This is a genomic window from Sphingobacterium cavernae (assembly GCF_008520265.1).
In the GTDB taxonomy this organism is placed as follows: Bacteria; Bacteroidota; Bacteroidia; order Sphingobacteriales; family Sphingobacteriaceae; genus Sphingobacterium; species Sphingobacterium cavernae.
This window is the reverse complement of record NZ_VIQM01000028.1, coordinates 46,662-62,676: the sequence shown is the minus strand read 5'-3', so window position 1 is coordinate 62,676 and position 16,015 is coordinate 46,662. Positions and strand designations below refer to the sequence as shown.

Sequence of the window (16,015 nt, the reverse complement as noted above, 5' to 3'; positions counted from 1 at the left end):
GACTTGCAAAAATGGACACGTTTTAGACCGTGATTTAAACGCTGCAAGAAACATTCTGAAAGAAGGATTAAAAATAATATCGTCAGGAACTGGCGATTACACGGGCGGAGACTCAAATAAGACTTTGGCAACAAAGCACAAGTCTGTGAAGCCCGAAGCCCATTTGTCTTTAGCAAATGGGTAGTTCACGGTACTTGACTTTTGTGGTGTTATGTTATACCAAAAAATAAGTAGGTTAGGTTAAACTTATAAGTCATTATAGCTTATTTTTACGATATGCATAATAAAACACCGTTGGCAATACCGTAAACGATAAAACTAAACAAATCATTAATCCACCTACAATCATAATGGCTAACGGTTTTTGGATTTCTGAACCCATTCCAGTAGATAAAGCTGCTGGTAATAACCCTAATGACCCCATTAGAGCAATCATTAAGATGGAACGGATACGACTTTTCACGCCTAATTTAATAGCTTTTATCAATGGATATTCTTTTAGATTATCTTTCATTACAGCTATTAAGATAATCCCATTGATGGTATTAACTCCAAACAAAATGATTAATCCAATTCCAGCGGAAATTCCAAAGATAGTATTGGTGATCCATAAGGATAGAAATCCTCCAATAAAGGCAAATGGAATTGTAATCGCTGCCAATGCCGTATCTTTCATATTTCCGAAATTACTGTACAATAACAGCAGTATTAGGACTAAAGAAATTGGAATTACTGTCATTAATTGTTTTGAAGCACGTTCTTTACTTTCGAACTCACCTGCCCATTCCATATAGTTATCTTTTGGAAGTTCCACTTCTTTTGCTACCACTTCTTTTGCTTCCGAAATCGTTGAACCTAAATCGCGCCCATCTATACTAAAACCAACACCAATGTAACGGCTGTTTCCTTCACGGTAAATAAAAGCAGGACCAGTTTTGTAGCCAATCGTTGCTATTTCTTGTAGCGGTACATTTTGTCCGTTACTTGTTGGAATTAGAATATTACCAATCTTTTCTGGAGAGTCACGGTATTCTTTCTCGAAACGTAGAATTACATCAAACTGTCGATCATTCTCATAGAATTTAGTAGCTGCTTGACCTCCAATTGTCATTTCAATTACGGCTTGAACATCGGCCGTACTGATACCATAACGTGCCATTTTGGTATCGTGTAATTGAATTTTTAATTCAGGTAAACCAATATTTTTGTACACATTAATGTCTGTAATACCTTTTACTTTTCCAATGGATGTAGATACTTTATTAGCATAATTTTCTAAATCGTATAAATCGTCTCCGAAGATTTTAATTACCAAAGAACTTTTTACCCCCGCCACATATTCTTCTACATTATCCTGAATCGGTTGTGAGAATCCAAAGGTAATTCCTGGATAATTAGCCAATTTATTACGCATATCTTGGATGATTTCATCTTTCGAAATAGAACGTGTCCAATCGGATTCGTCTTTTAGCTGGATATTAAATTCGATATTAAAAAACCCTGTTGGATCGGTACCATCGTTTGGCCTTCCTGTTTGCGTTAAGATAAAGTCTATTTCCTCAGTATCTTTCAATAACAGTGTTTTCATATCTTTGGTTAATCGAGTTGACTCTTTCAGATTGATACTATTGGGTAAAGTGGCACGCACGTAAATTGATCCCTCATTCAATTGTGGTAAAAACTCCGAACCGTAATTCATAAATTTCACTGAACAAATCGCCAAGAGTCCAACAAATACAGCTGTTGTTAAAGTTTTGGCTTTGAATGAGATATTGAATAATTTGTAAATTGAATTGATACAAAATTTTGAAATGAAATTCTCTTTTTCTTCGATATTTTTAGTGAATAACAATTTACACATTGCTGGAACATATGTTAAACTCAAGATTAGCGAACCTAACAAAGCATAACCCAATGTAAAAGCTAATGGTGTAAACATTTTTCCTTCTACTTTTTGGAAAGAGAAAATGGGTAATAAGGCTACAATAAGAATTATTAATGCAAAGAAGATATAAGAAGCTACACTTCCTGCACTTTTCTTAATCACGCCCATTTTGCTCATTTTTGCAAAACGCTCCGACCCAACTTTGTGCTGCATGGTGGCTAAAGCGACAAAAACCGTTTCTACAATCACGAGCGTCCCTTCGAGTAATAATCCAAAATCTAAAGCTCCCATTGAAATTAAATTCGCTGGTAAACCTTGAATTTTGAGCATAATAATGGCAAATAAAAAAGCCAATGGAATTACCGATGCAACGATGAAGGTTGACTTCCAATTGTACAAGAAAATAAATACAATTAGTGATACCAATAATATACCTTCAACCATATTCTTTGCGACCGTTTTCACTGTATTATCGACCAATTTGGTACGATCGACTACCGTTTCTATTTTGACATTATCTGGTAAAGTACGTTCGTTAAGCTCTTCAATTTTTTGTTTCAAGTTGCCAATAACTTCTGATGGATTTTGACCACGAAGCATAATCACAATACCTTCGACCAAATCATCATGTTCATTGTAGCCGACCTGTCCTAAACGTGGTTTACTTGAAACAATTACTTCAGCAACATTCTTAATTAAAATGGGTGTAGAACCATTCAGTTTTACCGTAATATTACCGATGTCTTCAATTTTATCCAGCAAACCCACGCCACGTACTACATACGCTTGATCTCCTTGTTGAATAACATCTCCACCTACATTTACATTGGATTTAGAAACGGCTTCGTATACATCCAATGGTGATAAATCGTAATTCTTTAGTTCGGTTGGATTGATTTTTATCTCATAGATTTTTTCTTCACCACCAAAGCTCACCACATCGGCAACTCCGGGTACAGAAAGCAATTCACGTTCGATCACCCAATCTTGAATGGCGGTGACTTCTTTAATTGGCAAGTCACTTTTAATAACATAACGGAAAATTTCCCCAGTAGCCCCCGAGGGCGGTTCGATCGATGCGTCGGCTCCTTGTGGTAAATCGACACCGTTTAATTTGTTAGACACATATTGTTGCGCATAAAAATCATCAATTCCGTCTTCAAATTGTACTGTTACGACGGATAATCCAAATAAGGAAATCGAACGAATATTGGATTTATGCGGAATACTATTCATCACTTTAGAAACAGGTAAAGTCACTAACTTTTCCATTTCTTCTGCACTACGACCAGTCCATTGTGTAATAATACGTGCACGGGTATTGGTTACATCCGGAAATGCTTCAATAGGTGTCTTTTTTAAGGAGAAAATTCCACCAAAAAGCAATGCTAAAGTAGCGAAAATAACAAATGTGGTATTGCGCAACGAGAAGGTTACGACTGCTTGTACTAACTTCTGCATCGGATTATTTGTTTAATTCTTCCACTAAAAGCAAAGCATTCGAACTGATAACCTTCTCGTTCTTTGCAAATTTTTCTTCTACATACGTATATTCAGCATTGGATGCGATAGCCGTAATTTTTCGAACTTCCATTGAGCAATCGTCTTTATAAACGACAACATATTCTTTATTATTCTCAAATACTTTGGCTGAATTAGGAATTGCAAAAGCAGTCCCAATCACATTTTTTTTGTCGATGATGATATCCGCACTTAAACCAGGCATTAGGTTTAAATCTTGATTTTCTAATACTACTCGGGCTTTAATAACGTGTTCGTTATCGTCGAATATGTTATATATTTTATCAATTTTACCTGCATACATTCTGTCAGGAAACGCTACCGTTTTTACTTTTACGTGATCGCCTTGTTTAATGTATTTTAAATTACTCGCGTAAATATTCACCATTACCCACACTTGTTTTAAGTTAGAAATTGAAAACAAAGCTTCGTCTGCATCATTAGATATAGATTGACCAGAACTGATATTTTTCTGAACAATGTATCCGTTTTTAGGCGCCAAAATTTGGAACTGCTCGTCACCTATTGCACGATACATTTTTAAAGTTGAATTGATTTTATCCCATTCAATTTGAGCTGCTTGTAGTTCATGCTCTAATGCTAAAACCTCAGGTTGTGAACTCATACCATCTTTTAATAATTCATTTTTTGATTGTATTTGTTTGCGTAATAAATCAATCTGATTTTGGTAATAACGACGTTCTTGTGTTATCCCCTGAACTTCGGCAGATTTTACAACGGCTAATACTTGCCCTTGACGGACATAATCGCCCAATTCGAAATTGACACTATTAACGACCCCTTGTAGTAAACTTTTATGAGCTACTAAATCATTCTCATTATATTCAACCTTACCTGTAAGCGTTAGCTGCTCGTGAATAGGTTGTTCAGAAATTGTAGAAATAGTTGTTGACTTTTTCAATTGATCATTTAAACAGAAAGTTTCGTTTTTATTTACTTCAACTGTTTTTTTTTCTTCTTTGTTGGCACAACTGTTTAAAACAAACAATAATGCAGCTAAAATGTATATAGATTTGTTCATACGATTAAAAATCTTTTCCTACGATATATTGTAATTCTTCGAAAGTATTTTGATAAGTCTGTTGCAATTGGAAATACGCTTGATTGGCTTCACGATAAGCCTGAGTAAAATCAATAAATTCCAATAAAGTCACTTGATTATTTTGGAAATGCTTTTTGTAATTATCGAGCATTTGTTTTTGATTTTTGAGGTGATCAACTGGCCAATTTTGAAGCGATTTTTCTATTCTAATCAATTGATTTCGTAATTGATGAATGGACTGAATAAGATTATTCTCGATGGTTAGTTGATTGGATTGCTCTTGTATAATACCAATTTCAGCTGCTTTGATATTGCCTTTATTTCTATTAAAAACAGGTAAATCGAAACTAACCCCTAGACCAATAAAATCACTCATAATATTTCCACCACGATCGTAATTCATTTGTACGGTAAGATCCGGCTTCTTTTCTGCCTTTTCTAAAACTAACAGTTGTTGCGCTTTTGCTTTTTCATTTAATTGACGTTTCAATCCAATGTTCTGTTGTTTGGCAATTTCAACAAGATTAATCGGTAATATTTGGGATTTGATGTTTGCGGATGTTTCAAAAGTGATTTGTGTAACATCTAAACTGTGATTATGCGTCAAAATTCGAAGTTTGCTTAACGCTTCAAATTGTTCATTTTCTATTTCAACTTGCTGTTTTTGCAATCCAATTAATTCCGTTTGAATACGGTAAAAATCAGCCGAAGATACATTCTTCAGCTCAGATTGACGTTTGTACTGGGCATTCATTTGCGTGTACAAGTAAACAATCTCATTCAATTGCGTAACTTCTTGCTGAATGCGTTCTAGATCATAAAAGGTTAATCTTAACTCTTTACGCAATTCGCGTAGTAATTCTTCATACTCAAAAGATGCTGATTTTTGGTCTAATTTTTTAAACGCTAGACGTTTTTTACGTTTGCCAGCTGTTTCTATCATCTGCTCCAAATCAACAGAAATTTGTTGATTTTGCCCATACTTACCAAACAGATAGGGTTGCTTTTCAATATTGTACGTTTTCCAAAGGTTAACTTCAGAAATTGAAAGCGTAGGATTTGGCCATAATTTCTCCTGTATGATTTCGGCTTGGGCCTTATCAATATTAAATTTTGAAGCAAGAAGTTTTGAGTTATTTTGAATAAACTGACTTTCGAGATCGGTTAATGTGATGGTTTGAGCCTGTATAGTAGGCGCAGCACAGATTAATGCAATAGGAAATAAAAGATGTTTCATTTCTAGAACTTTGAAAGTTCAAAACTAGAAATCAAACATTAAGGAGGTTTTTAAGATAGATTAGAATTTGATTAGAATTACTTAAAATGTTAATCGCATAATGGTTCCTTTGGGCTGATTGGTTAATATCTCTAATTCGATATGATGAATTTTAAAAATAATATCAGCCATAGATAATCCAATTCCTTTACCTTGATAAGAAGATGTGTTTTTTCCACGGTAGAAATTTTGCCGAATTTGAGGTAACTCGTCAGTTTCAATTCCAATTCCCATATCAATAATTTGAAGAATTAATCGCTCTTCAATAGTTGAAAATTGTATCTGTATTTGCTGATTATTAGAATATTTAATGGCGTTAGAAATAAGGTTTCCGATGGCTAAATTTAGTAATTGATTGTTCCCGTTGATCGTCAATAATTGATCATTTTTCACATCCAAATCTACTTTAATATCTGCTTGATGATAGACAATTTGGTTTTCTACCAATTCCCAAATCACTTCATCAATGCGAATAGGCGACAATTCAAAATTGGTTTTCACCCCTGAAAGCAACATCATTTGATCGATTGTTTCTTGTAGATCTATCGTATATTGCTGTAATTGTTGCAATGCTTCTTGATATTCCTCAGTGGTTCTATCCTTTTGTTTTGTAACTTCCAAAGTGCCCATTAAAGCGGTAATCGGCGTACGTAATTCGTGAGAAACATAGTCTATGAAATTCTTTTGTACCGAAAATGTTTCTGAAATTTGATTAATGAAACGGTTATAAGTCGTCGATAATTCTTTTATTTCAGTATAAGAATGTTCTAGAATAATCGGCTCTTTAAAATTGATTCCGTTTCTGTTTTTTATCTGAGAAATAAAATGTGTGATGGGTTGATAAGCTATAAATCCTAAATATTGCGACAACAGGTAGATGATGGCTAAACCAACTATGGAAGCAATAAGTAAAATTTGAAGCAACGAACTCATTTGATCGTTAAAAACTACTTTAGATTCACGAACTACAACCACAAAATCACCTTGATTATCTGTATAAAAAATTCCTTTGTAAAAGTAGTCCTCCGTGTGAAAAATACCATTATTATGTTTTCTAACTTCTTGTAGAAAGTCCTTGGAAATACTTATATCATTTGTCATTTCACCATTTACCCTGTCACTGTTATTGTTGTAAACGGCAATATTTTTGCGAGAAATGGTTTTTAACAATTGGCTTTTAATATTCTCATGCTCGGAAGAAGAAAGTTCATCTTGTTCTAGATAATAAATAGCCGCCAAGAGTGATTTACTTTCGAGTGCTTTTATTTCCTTTTTTTCCATAGTAGAGTAAAAGGAAAAATAAATTATGGCCGAAACTGTTAAAATTATGACGCTGAATATTAAGACAGAATAAATGGATAAACGATCTCTTAACTTCATATTTTAATCCGCCTTTAGCATATATCCAACTCCTTTAATAGTGTAAATATATTTTTGATTTTTATCAATCTTATTTCTCAAATAAGATATATAAACATCCACAACATTGGTGTGATTATCAAAAGTTATACCCCAAACAGCATTTAAAATTTGAATTCGAGAAACCGCTTTGTTATTATTTTCGATTAAATAATTTAAAAGCTTGAATTCACGCGGTGATAAAATAACTTCTTCTCCTGCAATTTTCACAGTATATTGGTTCAAATCGACCAGCATATCTCCAATTGCAAATGTATTGGATCTTTCATCTTTTTGTGCATACTGATGTCTACGAGTCAAAGCATTTATTCGCGATAGCAATTCATCAAAATGAAAGGGTTTCGTCATGTAATCATCAGCTCCAAAATCTAAGGCAGAGACTTTATCTTGTACAGAGCTTAAAGCCGTTAACATCAAAACTGGAGTATATATTTTTTTATAACGAATGGTTTGAACTAATTGCATACCATCCATACCAGGGAGCATAATGTCGCAAATAATTAAATCAAAAGATGATTGTAGGTAATTATTTATGAAATCTTCTGCAGATTTACATAAGGTTACAAAATGTGTATTCTCTTCTAATCCTTTTAGAATAAAATCACTAATTCGTTTATCATCTTCAATAAGAATAATTTGCATAAATGTTTTTCACAAAAATAGAAAATCATAAACCTCTAAAAAAATAACCATTGCTTTCTAATGAAATTTTAATGTATAATATTACACTATATAAATTTTAAAAACAGGGAAGTCTATTCTTTTAGAATTATAAAAATGTTATTCACAGATCATATTCTTTGATTTTTATGTGTCATTATAAAACTCGAGAATTTAAATTCCATTTTATTATAAATTATAGCGTGCTATTGAAAGAAGTGCAAATTTATACTCTTTAGACCTTCCTGTTTCCGGATATATAGTAAAAGTCAAGCTCAGGGCTAGGAAGTATTTTTGTGATAATTCAGTCTGTCATCGAAAGGTTTTTACAGAACGCTTCGATTGTGAAATCAGACCATATTATAGAAGATTGATTCGTTCAAATGATCTTCTTTTTAAAATGGGACTTGAATTGGGAGGAAATAGAGGTTCAGCAATTAGTCGCTATGGTGGACTGCCGGTTAGCTCCTCCACTATGTTAAGAGTGATTCAAGCAGTAGATATACAACCTAAGGCTTTGACATCTTGGGTAATTGGCGTAGATGACTGGGCATTCAAAAAAGGAAGTACCTACGGAACCGTTATTGTGGATTTAGAACGGAAAGAAGTGATAGATTTACTTCCGGATCGTGAATCGGATACGCTGGCAGAGTGGCTGAAAAATCTTCCAGAAATAAGAGTAGTATTCAGAGATCGCTATGGTCCATATGCTTTAGGTATAAAAACAGGGGACCCTGATGCCATTCAGGTAGCCGACCGCTTTCACCTAATTATGAACTTAGGGGAAGCAGCTAAAAAAGTCTTCCAATCAAAAGCAAAAGAATTGAAGGAAATATTTAAGCTTTATAATGATCCCAAAAGGAAAGACCCTACATTAACGGAAGTTACCGGCCTGTTGAAGCAAATTTAGAAGTTGTAGCACCAACTATTTCTACAGCAAACATTGGTGCACATAAACAATATCTATTCGACAAGGTTAAAGAGCTATATGCCAATGTTATTACGCTGAGACAAATTGCTAAAATACCAAACCTGGATCGAAAAACAGTCGCAAGGTATGTATCCATGGAAAAACTTGAGAAAAGACAATCCAGAAACTCCACCAACCTGGAATTCTTCATTAATTATCTTTTGAGCGAAGAGAACCACGGAAAAACATATCGAGAACTGCATAACACTATTGTTCAGATGGGATTCAATGGTAAGTATACCCAGTTTTGTCACAAGATGAATGAAGTTTATAATATGCAGGGGCTTAGTAGAATGAAATATGAGGCGCAGGTGGTGGTAGCAAAAACTTGGTCGCCAACCAAATTATCCTTAATGCTCTATAGTGGGTCAACATCACCATTCTATCCAGAAAATCAAATAATAGGGATTGTTTATAATGTTCTGATCTAAAAGCAAAAAAACTGCTTCAATTCGGCAGAATCAAAACTATTAATTGTAGCGGTAATTTCCCTTATGAGAATGCTATTCCTATTAGCAAGTGAAATCGGTATTTCCGAATCACTCATTAAATAAACCCATTAATGTGTCATATATATTTCATATCCTTTAAAAATCTTTATCTTACTTAGTAAGCTATCTATAATATCGACGTCTATAGGTTAACTTTGTTAAATGAAAGAATTTGAGAACATACAGGCTTTTATTGAGGAAGAAAAAGATTTACTAAATAATCATCCACTTTATAGTAAGATTAAAACATTAGAACATTTACAAAAATTCACACAAGTACATGTTTTTGCGGTTTGGGATTTCATGTCTCTTCTAAAAGCATTACAAATTGAACTCACTTGTGTCACTATTCCTTGGTTTGCATCTGAATATCCAAACACTCGTTATTTGATTAATGAGATTGTTTTGGCAGAGGAATCAGATACATTTATAGATGGCAGAAGATTAAGCCATTTTGAAATGTACATGGATTCTATGGAATCTATGGGATCTAATACAAGCTATATTAAGGATTTTTTGACTAATGTTAAAAAATCAAATGATATATTCCAAAGTATTGAAAATTTAGATATAGATATTAGGATTAAAGAGTTTCTAAAGTTCACCTTCCAAATAATTGAAACAAAAGAGCCTCACAAAATAGCAGCTGCCTTTACTTTTGGAAGAGAAGACTTGATCCCTAATATGTTCTCATCTATATTAAAGGAAATTCAAATAAACTTCCCCCAATCTGATTTAGCGAAGTTTATTTACTATTTCCAAAGACATATAGAATTGGATGGTGATGAACATGGACCATTGGCATTGAAAATGATTGAAGAGTTAGCACAAGATGATGCTCAAAAATGGGAAGAAATCCAAATAGTTTCAAAACAAGCACTTAAAAAAAGACTTGATCTTTGGGATTCAATTAATGATAGCATATCATAGATAAATATTTTTAGATTAAGCAGTCATAATAGTTAAAGTTATTGACTTTTATGATTGCTTACAATAATTTGAGAGTGTAACGGAACTCTGTCCAGAAATAATTATTTATTTTTTAGTCACACATTATCCTCCCCCCTTCTCGTTGATGTAAAGCTTAAATAGGGTCTGCTGAAAAACTCAATGATTTTTTCAGCAGATTTTTGAGTATTGTGATATGAGGTTGCCATTTTTGCGCAGATCTACTACATAATTGATTATTATATTGATTATGCAATAAAGTGCTAGCTCGGCCAATTTGACCAAGTTAAGCACCAATACGATGCAGCTAATCCAAGTTTCGCTGGTTCTTGCTAGACGAGCTAAAATGAGATTCATTCCGTAGCCAGTCTTTGCTTGACCAAACTTCCCTTCGATCGGATTGCGTTCTCCTGGACTTACACGATTCTGCGATGCCAAACAAGCCCGCGTTTCTCTTCTAAGCTCATTTGCCCAATACTTTTTTTAAGAAATCAACCTGTATCTGTAGTTCCCCAATCTTGGAATAAAGCTCTTTCTCTTTGGAATCATCCTTTATCGGGCTTTTCTCTGTGGTAAAAACCGATTCTGCATTATCTAGAAACTCCCGCTTCCAGCTGTTGATCTGTGTTGGGTGTAACTCGTATTTAACAGCCAGTTCCTGGATGGTCTGCTGCTCCTTGATGGCTTCTATGGCTACCTTCACCTTAAAGCTTGCACTGAATTTCCTGCGTTCTTTTTTCATTTTCAACTGCTAATTTAAACATTTATGCAGTTGTCCAATATTTGGGTAGTATTACATTTATTGGGAAATGTGGTATACATTCTAACTAAATTATAGTAAAAATGTCGATTCGATTCGGCTCCACTTAAAATTACCAATTTTGCTGTATTCTTATTTTCAATACAATACCATTAATGTTTTAAAAATTTATTATCCAAGATTTAAAAAATGATTTCACTTCTGATTTAAAATTCGAAGAAGTTGATCCCTTAGTAGAAAATAGGATTAATTAATATATTATTCCCACAAAAGGTGTAGCTATGGCTGTAAGAGCAAAATTATGGATGTATGCCGCATCGCCTTTATTCAACGGAGGTTACACTGAGGCTTTAGAATTAAAAAATACCGACGGTAAATCATTATTTCCAGCTAAAGATTTAGAAAAATGGAAAAAGGCTAAACAAGTTTTAAAGGAGTTTATTGACTTCGCAAATAACGGGAACTATAATTTATACTACAGTAGTGTTCCTAACAATCCCTATTTAAATGTATACGAATTATTCCAACGTTATAACAAAGAAATTATTTGGGCCAATGCTGTCAACAGCTGGGGAACAGTTGAGTCAGTTCAAATTCCGAGAGATATTGCAAGTACAGCGGGAGGCTCAGCGGGAGGATATATGGGCGTTACACAAGAAGCTGTAGACGCATTTTTTATGAACAATGGTTTGAAAATTAATGATCAAAATTCTGGATATTCAGAAATTGGGTTTTCAAATGTTTAAAATCCATCTACTCGATTTGTAAAAGGAGGTAATGAAATTATCCTTACTGACAATAATGTTTCAAATATGTATGCCAATCGTGAGCCAAGATTCTATGCCACTGTGACTTATCAAGGGGAAAGTTGGCACGATGTCGTCTCGAATGTAAATTTACAAGGAACAACAGCAGCGACATCATTGGCAACCCGTATATACTTTTCACGAGATATAAAATCATCTACTAATCCAAGGCCAGGGTATGGAGGAATAGCACATAGTGGCAACGCAACCTCTGGAGGATATTCAAAAACAGGGTATTTGTTGTATAAATTTAATAATAGAACCATTCATCCTACTGTTTCTGGTGGAATCAAGACTGTGTTTAGACCCTCAATTATTTTCAGGCTAGCAGACTTCTATTTATTATATGCCGAAGCTTGTAATGAAGTTGATCCTAACGATCCAGAAATTATTAAATACTTGGATCTTGTAAGGCATAGAGCTGGGATTCCTGGCTATGTAGAGATGAATTCAAATGGCACAAAAACTGGAATTTTGGGGAATCAACAAAAACAGCGCGAAGCTATACAGCAAGAAAGAAGAATTGAACTTTTTGCAGAAGGTCAACGTTATTTTGATGTAAGAAGATGGATGATTGCAGAAGAAGCAGAGGGAAGACAAGGAGGCGTTTTTACAGGTATAAACATTTCAGGTAATCAAAATGATTTAAGTTATTTTAAAAGAACTGATTATGATAACGCGCCAAGAATTTTTAAAAAATCTATGTACTTGTATCCAATCCCATTTGCCGAAATATCTAAAAGCAGACTTTTAGTCCAAAATCCAGGATTTTAGAAGAATTAAAAGAGGCGAAATATTTTGATAGAGGTAATAAAAAATCTCTTTAATAATTAAAACTTCATAAAAGGGAGAAAGTTGTAAATTTCATACTCTGAATGTTGATTTATAGAAGGAGTTGTTAGCCAAATATTTAAAAGATATAAATAAAATACAGGTCTTATGAAAATTAAAATTCATAAGACCTGTATTATTGGGAAATGTGGTATATATTCGTATGCATACATACGAATTAAGAACCTACATCATTTTGCTACTTTCTTATTTTCCATTTACAATACTGTAACTCCTGAGAATAAATACTACAGTAGCTTTTCTTTCAATAGTAATCGTAAAGTTCGATTTTGGTATATTTATACCTATTTGCCTATTACAACTTGAATTTGTGACAGGAACTAATTATATAAAACGTATTTGAAAATTAAGGTTTATATACAACTCTCCATTTAACTGATAAATATATCCAAAATCATGTTTAGTGGCACTAGGCGTATCAAACTTAGTATTAACATATAAATAATCCTCGAATTCGTTTCTATTATATATATGATAACATAATACCTCACCATCCTTTTTTACAACTAAATATCCACCTGTTGCATCAATAATTCCTCCCCAAACTTTTGTTGGCAACATACCCAATGATACATCTGTTAAAAATCTTTTGAACTTATATGAATAAAAAGGATGATCGTTTGAGAAATTGAATTTCAGGGGATTTTCAGAAGCTAGTGAATTTATAATCTCAATTGATTTGGATATCCCTGAAGTAAAGTATTTATACAGGGCATGTGCCAATATATTAGGTAAGGACGAGTCAACTAAGGTTAAATTATTATGGAATATAACACATGGAACATGGGAAAATTTTAATTCACAACCTTTATTTAAAATTGTACGAAGTCTGCCTTTAACATCTTGAATCACCTTAGTGCCTTTATATTTAACAATTCTATTGATTTCTTCTAGATCTGTAGGGGATAAATCTCCAACTATTTTATAGGCAAAGTTCGTTGATTTGTTACTATTAAATAATGTCGGAGGAGTCCCAACTTCAGACTTTATACTAAAGCCTAATTGAGGACTTCTACCCGTTACTAAATCATGTATTATGATCCGAATATCGCTTTTTAGTGATGATTTAGCCTTAATAGATTGACTACCATAAGAATTAATAAAAGTTTCTATCTCAGGAATTGTAAAAGAAGATTTATTTTTCTCTTTTAATTTATTTAAAAGAAATGAAGCATTTTGATAAAACGTTTTTACAGATATCCTAAATTCTTCATTCTTGTTTTTTACAACTACTAAATCATTATCGTAAGAAAATTCAAATGTACCATTAGATTCATCCCTTAATATTTTTATTATAGGAAAAATCATTGATTCGACTTTGTGAAGTTCACTAGTTCCTCCATAAAGTTTCTTATCAGCGATAATTTTGAATAATGTATATATTTCACTCCACTCCCCAATATTTCCACTTAATCCTTCAGATTTTTCTGACATTACTGTTGTTTTAAAATTATTTCTATAATTTTCTTGGCTGTAGCCTGAATAGCGGGTACCGCGACGGAATTGCCAAATTGTTTATATGCCGATGCATCCGCCACTGGAATTATAAAATTATCAGGAAATCCCTGTAATCTAGCCCATTCTCTAGGTGTCATTTTTCGAACGCCCTCCTTGTTGACTTCTCCTTTAATTTTTGTTGTAGGCGTGAAATCTGTAATTCTATTATCAATCACTAAATTTCTTTCTCTCCCCATTCCTCCACACACCACAGCATTTGCAATTTCATCATCATTTATGATTTGATACCCAAAGCCATTTCCTTTACTTTCATGTCTATTTTTGTGATTAATTAATGTTTGAAGGTATCTATTGGACAAATAATATTTGGTATCCACAACACTTGTTTCTTTAACATCTTCAAAACGAGCGGTTTGGTTCGTTGCGTCAGGGTATTTAAAACTATCAATTCCTAAACTAGGATGAAATCCAACAATATATATACGTTCTCTATTTTGTGGCAGACCAAAGTCTTTTGCATTTATAATTTGAGGATCAGGCACAAAATATCCAAGATCTTCCCTAAGGACATTTAATATTGTATTTAAGGTCTTTCCTTTATCGTGACTTCTTAAACCTTTAACATTTTCAAGAAAAAAGGCTTCGGGTTGTTTCCGCTTTATTATTTCTGCAACATCAAAAAATAAAGTTCCACGAGTATCTTCAAATCCTCCCCGCTTTCCTGCAATAGAGAATGCTTGACATGGGAAACCTGCGCAAAGTATATCAAAGCTTTCAGGAATATATTGTTTTATTTCTTCTTGAGTTATATCTCCAAAAGGTGTTTCACCAAAATTTGCTCTATAAGTTTTCTGTGCTTGTTTATCCCACTCACTTGTAAAAACACATTTTCCTCCAAGATTTTGTAATGCGAGACGAAAACCTCCAATCCCAGCAAATAAATCAATGAAGTTAAACAATGGCTTATCTACCGGTAAGAAAGGAACATCCTCCTTTTTAAAAACTTCTAATTGATTATTAGAATCTAAATAATCGACAAATTTTTCTTTTAAGTAATGGCCCGCTATCTCATTAGTAAATTTTAAAGCATCATATTTATAGAATTGAGAGGTTTGATATGTATTATTATATAAATAATGAGTTATTACCGCATCCTTCAAGGCAAACTTGCAAATTGGATTTTTCTTATCTTTTCTTACTTCATCAAGTGATAACTTCTCCAATACATTCATTTTACATTCACTAATTAATTTCTGCAATTTACGAAATTATAAATGTTTTTCATGAGTAATCTTCCCTGATCAATCTACATCTGTAATTAAAATAATTAAACAGGGAATGAGAGGTTAATTGCTATTCATTGATACTCAAGAGTTGATTATTAAATCAAAATAGGCTATATAAGATTCTGTATTTTATCTTTTCTTAAAACTGTCTAACTCTGATTTTAAATCCTCAACGAGATTTTTTAATTCTATAATACGTTCATATCTTTCTTGAAGTAATTCATCCTTAAGTTTTAATTGAGATTCATATAAACCTTTAATAAAATCGATGTTGTTATCATGATAATCCGAATTATATAATTGATTCACTTTTTGGTTATTTGAAATATAGTTATTTATATTCGAATCAAAGAAATATTCAGGATCAACATCAAAAACTTCTGATAATTTCAATGCATGATCCCAAGACAGTTTTGTTTGATCAGATTCAATTTTAGAGAGAGCTGGTTGTGAAATTCCCAGTTCTTTTGCTAGTGATGCTTGATCCCATCCTTTTTGTTCTCTTATTAAACGGATTTTCGTTCCAGAAGTCATAATAATATTTTTTATAACCAAATATAACTTATAGTTATACTATTATAACTAATAGCTATTTGTTTGTATTAAAAGAATTTAAATAT

General features: G+C 33.0%; 16 protein-coding genes. 6 read left to right on the top strand and 10 right to left on the bottom strand.

What is annotated here, in order from left to right; all coding sequences use genetic code 11:
• On the top strand, positions 1-184 hold a 184-nt coding region (locus FLS47_RS18235), incomplete at its 5' end, for a transposase (protein ID WP_223225146.1).
• A gap of 72 nt (positions 185-256) precedes the next feature.
• Here FLS47_RS18235 and FLS47_RS05765 read toward each other — a convergent pair.
• The 5 genes from FLS47_RS05765 to FLS47_RS05745 form a co-directional block, all read right to left on the bottom strand.
• Positions 257-3,346, bottom strand: coding sequence for an efflux RND transporter permease subunit (locus FLS47_RS05765; RefSeq protein ID WP_149913431.1), 3,090 nt, complete (start codon positions 3,344-3,346; stop codon positions 257-259).
• A 4-nt stretch (positions 3,347-3,350) separates the two neighbouring features.
• Positions 3,351-4,448: an efflux RND transporter periplasmic adaptor subunit gene (locus FLS47_RS05760; RefSeq protein ID WP_149913430.1), complete on the bottom strand. Its 1,098-nt coding sequence runs from the start codon at positions 4,446-4,448 to the stop codon at positions 3,351-3,353.
• A 4-nt stretch (positions 4,449-4,452) separates the two neighbouring features.
• Complete coding sequence (locus tag FLS47_RS05755) at positions 4,453-5,706, bottom strand: TolC family protein (protein WP_149913429.1); 1,254 nt, start codon at positions 5,704-5,706, stop codon at positions 4,453-4,455.
• 81 nt (positions 5,707-5,787) lie between these two features.
• Positions 5,788-7,026, bottom strand: coding sequence for a sensor histidine kinase (locus FLS47_RS05750; RefSeq protein WP_149913428.1), 1,239 nt, complete (start codon positions 7,024-7,026; stop codon positions 5,788-5,790).
• Positions 7,027-7,128: 102 nt separating this feature from the next.
• A complete protein-coding gene (locus FLS47_RS05745; RefSeq protein ID WP_149913427.1) occupies positions 7,129-7,806 on the bottom strand; it encodes a response regulator transcription factor in 678 nt (225 codons plus the stop codon).
• A gap of 388 nt (positions 7,807-8,194) precedes the next feature.
• On the opposite strand from FLS47_RS05745, the gene FLS47_RS05740 reads away from it, so the two are divergent.
• The 3 genes from FLS47_RS05740 (at position 8,195) to FLS47_RS05730 (ending at position 10,215) form a co-directional block, all read left to right on the top strand.
• The gene (locus tag FLS47_RS05740; RefSeq protein WP_149913426.1) at positions 8,195-8,734 is read left to right on the top strand and encodes a transposase; all 540 of its coding nucleotides are present in this window, start codon (positions 8,195-8,197) and stop codon (positions 8,732-8,734) included.
• Positions 8,735-8,955: 221 nt separating this feature from the next.
• Complete coding sequence (locus tag FLS47_RS05735; protein WP_188347366.1) at positions 8,956-9,225, top strand: hypothetical protein; 270 nt, start codon at positions 8,956-8,958, stop codon at positions 9,223-9,225.
• A 222-nt stretch (positions 9,226-9,447) separates the two neighbouring features.
• On the top strand, positions 9,448-10,215 hold the full coding sequence (locus tag FLS47_RS05730; RefSeq protein ID WP_149913424.1) for a DUF3050 domain-containing protein: 768 nt from the start codon (positions 9,448-9,450) through the stop codon (positions 10,213-10,215).
• Positions 10,216-10,404: 189 nt separating this feature from the next.
• Here the strand turns inward: FLS47_RS05730 and FLS47_RS18955 are convergent, their stop codons facing one another.
• Positions 10,405-10,671 carry a transposase gene (locus FLS47_RS18955; RefSeq protein WP_149913423.1) on the bottom strand — a complete coding sequence of 89 codons (267 nt, stop codon included), beginning with the start codon at positions 10,669-10,671 and terminating at the stop codon, positions 10,405-10,407.
• Positions 10,672-10,696: 25 nt separating this feature from the next.
• On the bottom strand, positions 10,697-10,975 hold the full coding sequence (locus FLS47_RS05720) for a transposase (RefSeq protein WP_149913422.1): 279 nt from the start codon (positions 10,973-10,975) through the stop codon (positions 10,697-10,699).
• A gap of 299 nt (positions 10,976-11,274) precedes the next feature.
• On the opposite strand from FLS47_RS05720, the gene FLS47_RS05715 reads away from it, so the two are divergent.
• Positions 11,275-11,739, top strand: a complete 465-nt coding sequence (locus FLS47_RS05715) for a RagB/SusD family nutrient uptake outer membrane protein (protein WP_149913421.1) — start codon at positions 11,275-11,277, stop codon at positions 11,737-11,739.
• Between the two features lie 36 nt (positions 11,740-11,775).
• Positions 11,776-12,573 carry a RagB/SusD family nutrient uptake outer membrane protein gene (locus FLS47_RS05710; RefSeq protein ID WP_317131680.1) on the top strand — a complete coding sequence of 266 codons (798 nt, stop codon included), beginning with the start codon at positions 11,776-11,778 and terminating at the stop codon, positions 12,571-12,573.
• 402 nt (positions 12,574-12,975) lie between these two features.
• Here FLS47_RS05710 and FLS47_RS05705 read toward each other — a convergent pair whose 3' ends face one another.
• From FLS47_RS05705 to FLS47_RS05695, 3 genes are all read right to left on the bottom strand, one after another.
• Positions 12,976-14,085 (bottom strand): HpaII family restriction endonuclease, encoded by a 1,110-nt coding sequence (locus FLS47_RS05705; RefSeq protein WP_149913419.1) that lies wholly within the window; start codon positions 14,083-14,085, stop codon positions 12,976-12,978.
• Positions 14,085-15,332 carry a DNA cytosine methyltransferase gene (locus FLS47_RS05700; RefSeq protein ID WP_223225145.1) on the bottom strand — a complete coding sequence of 416 codons (1,248 nt, stop codon included), beginning with the start codon at positions 15,330-15,332 and terminating at the stop codon, positions 14,085-14,087. Before FLS47_RS05700 ends, FLS47_RS05705 begins: the two co-directional genes overlap by 1 nt.
• Positions 15,333-15,524: 192 nt before the next feature.
• On the bottom strand, positions 15,525-15,929 hold the full coding sequence (locus tag FLS47_RS05695) for a helix-turn-helix transcriptional regulator (RefSeq protein ID WP_149913418.1): 405 nt from the start codon (positions 15,927-15,929) through the stop codon (positions 15,525-15,527).
• Positions 15,930-16,015: the final 86 nt, after the last annotated feature.

Excerpts from the sequence above, each read along its gene's own strand:
- FLS47_RS05695 (WP_149913418.1), bottom strand. The coding sequence starts at position 15,929 with ATGACTTCTGGAACGAAAATCCGTTTAATAAGAGAACAAAAAGGATGG.
- FLS47_RS05765 (WP_149913431.1), bottom strand. The coding sequence starts at position 3,346 with ATGCAGAAGTTAGTACAAGCAGTCGTAACCTTCTCGTTGCGCAATACC.
- FLS47_RS05715 (WP_149913421.1), top strand. The coding sequence starts at position 11,275 with ATGGCTGTAAGAGCAAAATTATGGATGTATGCCGCATCGCCTTTATTC.
- FLS47_RS05750 (WP_149913428.1), bottom strand. The coding sequence starts at position 7,026 with ATGGAAAAAAAGGAAATAAAAGCACTCGAAAGTAAATCACTCTTGGCG.
- FLS47_RS05730 (WP_149913424.1), top strand. The coding sequence starts at position 9,448 with ATGAAAGAATTTGAGAACATACAGGCTTTTATTGAGGAAGAAAAAGAT.
- FLS47_RS05760 (WP_149913430.1), bottom strand. The coding sequence starts at position 4,448 with ATGAACAAATCTATATACATTTTAGCTGCATTATTGTTTGTTTTAAAC.
- FLS47_RS05705 (WP_149913419.1), bottom strand. The coding sequence starts at position 14,085 with ATGTCAGAAAAATCTGAAGGATTAAGTGGAAATATTGGGGAGTGGAGT.
- FLS47_RS05755 (WP_149913429.1), bottom strand. The coding sequence starts at position 5,706 with ATGAAACATCTTTTATTTCCTATTGCATTAATCTGTGCTGCGCCTACT.
- FLS47_RS05720 (WP_149913422.1), bottom strand. The coding sequence starts at position 10,975 with ATGAAAAAAGAACGCAGGAAATTCAGTGCAAGCTTTAAGGTGAAGGTA.
- FLS47_RS05745 (WP_149913427.1), bottom strand. The coding sequence starts at position 7,806 with ATGCAAATTATTCTTATTGAAGATGATAAACGAATTAGTGATTTTATT.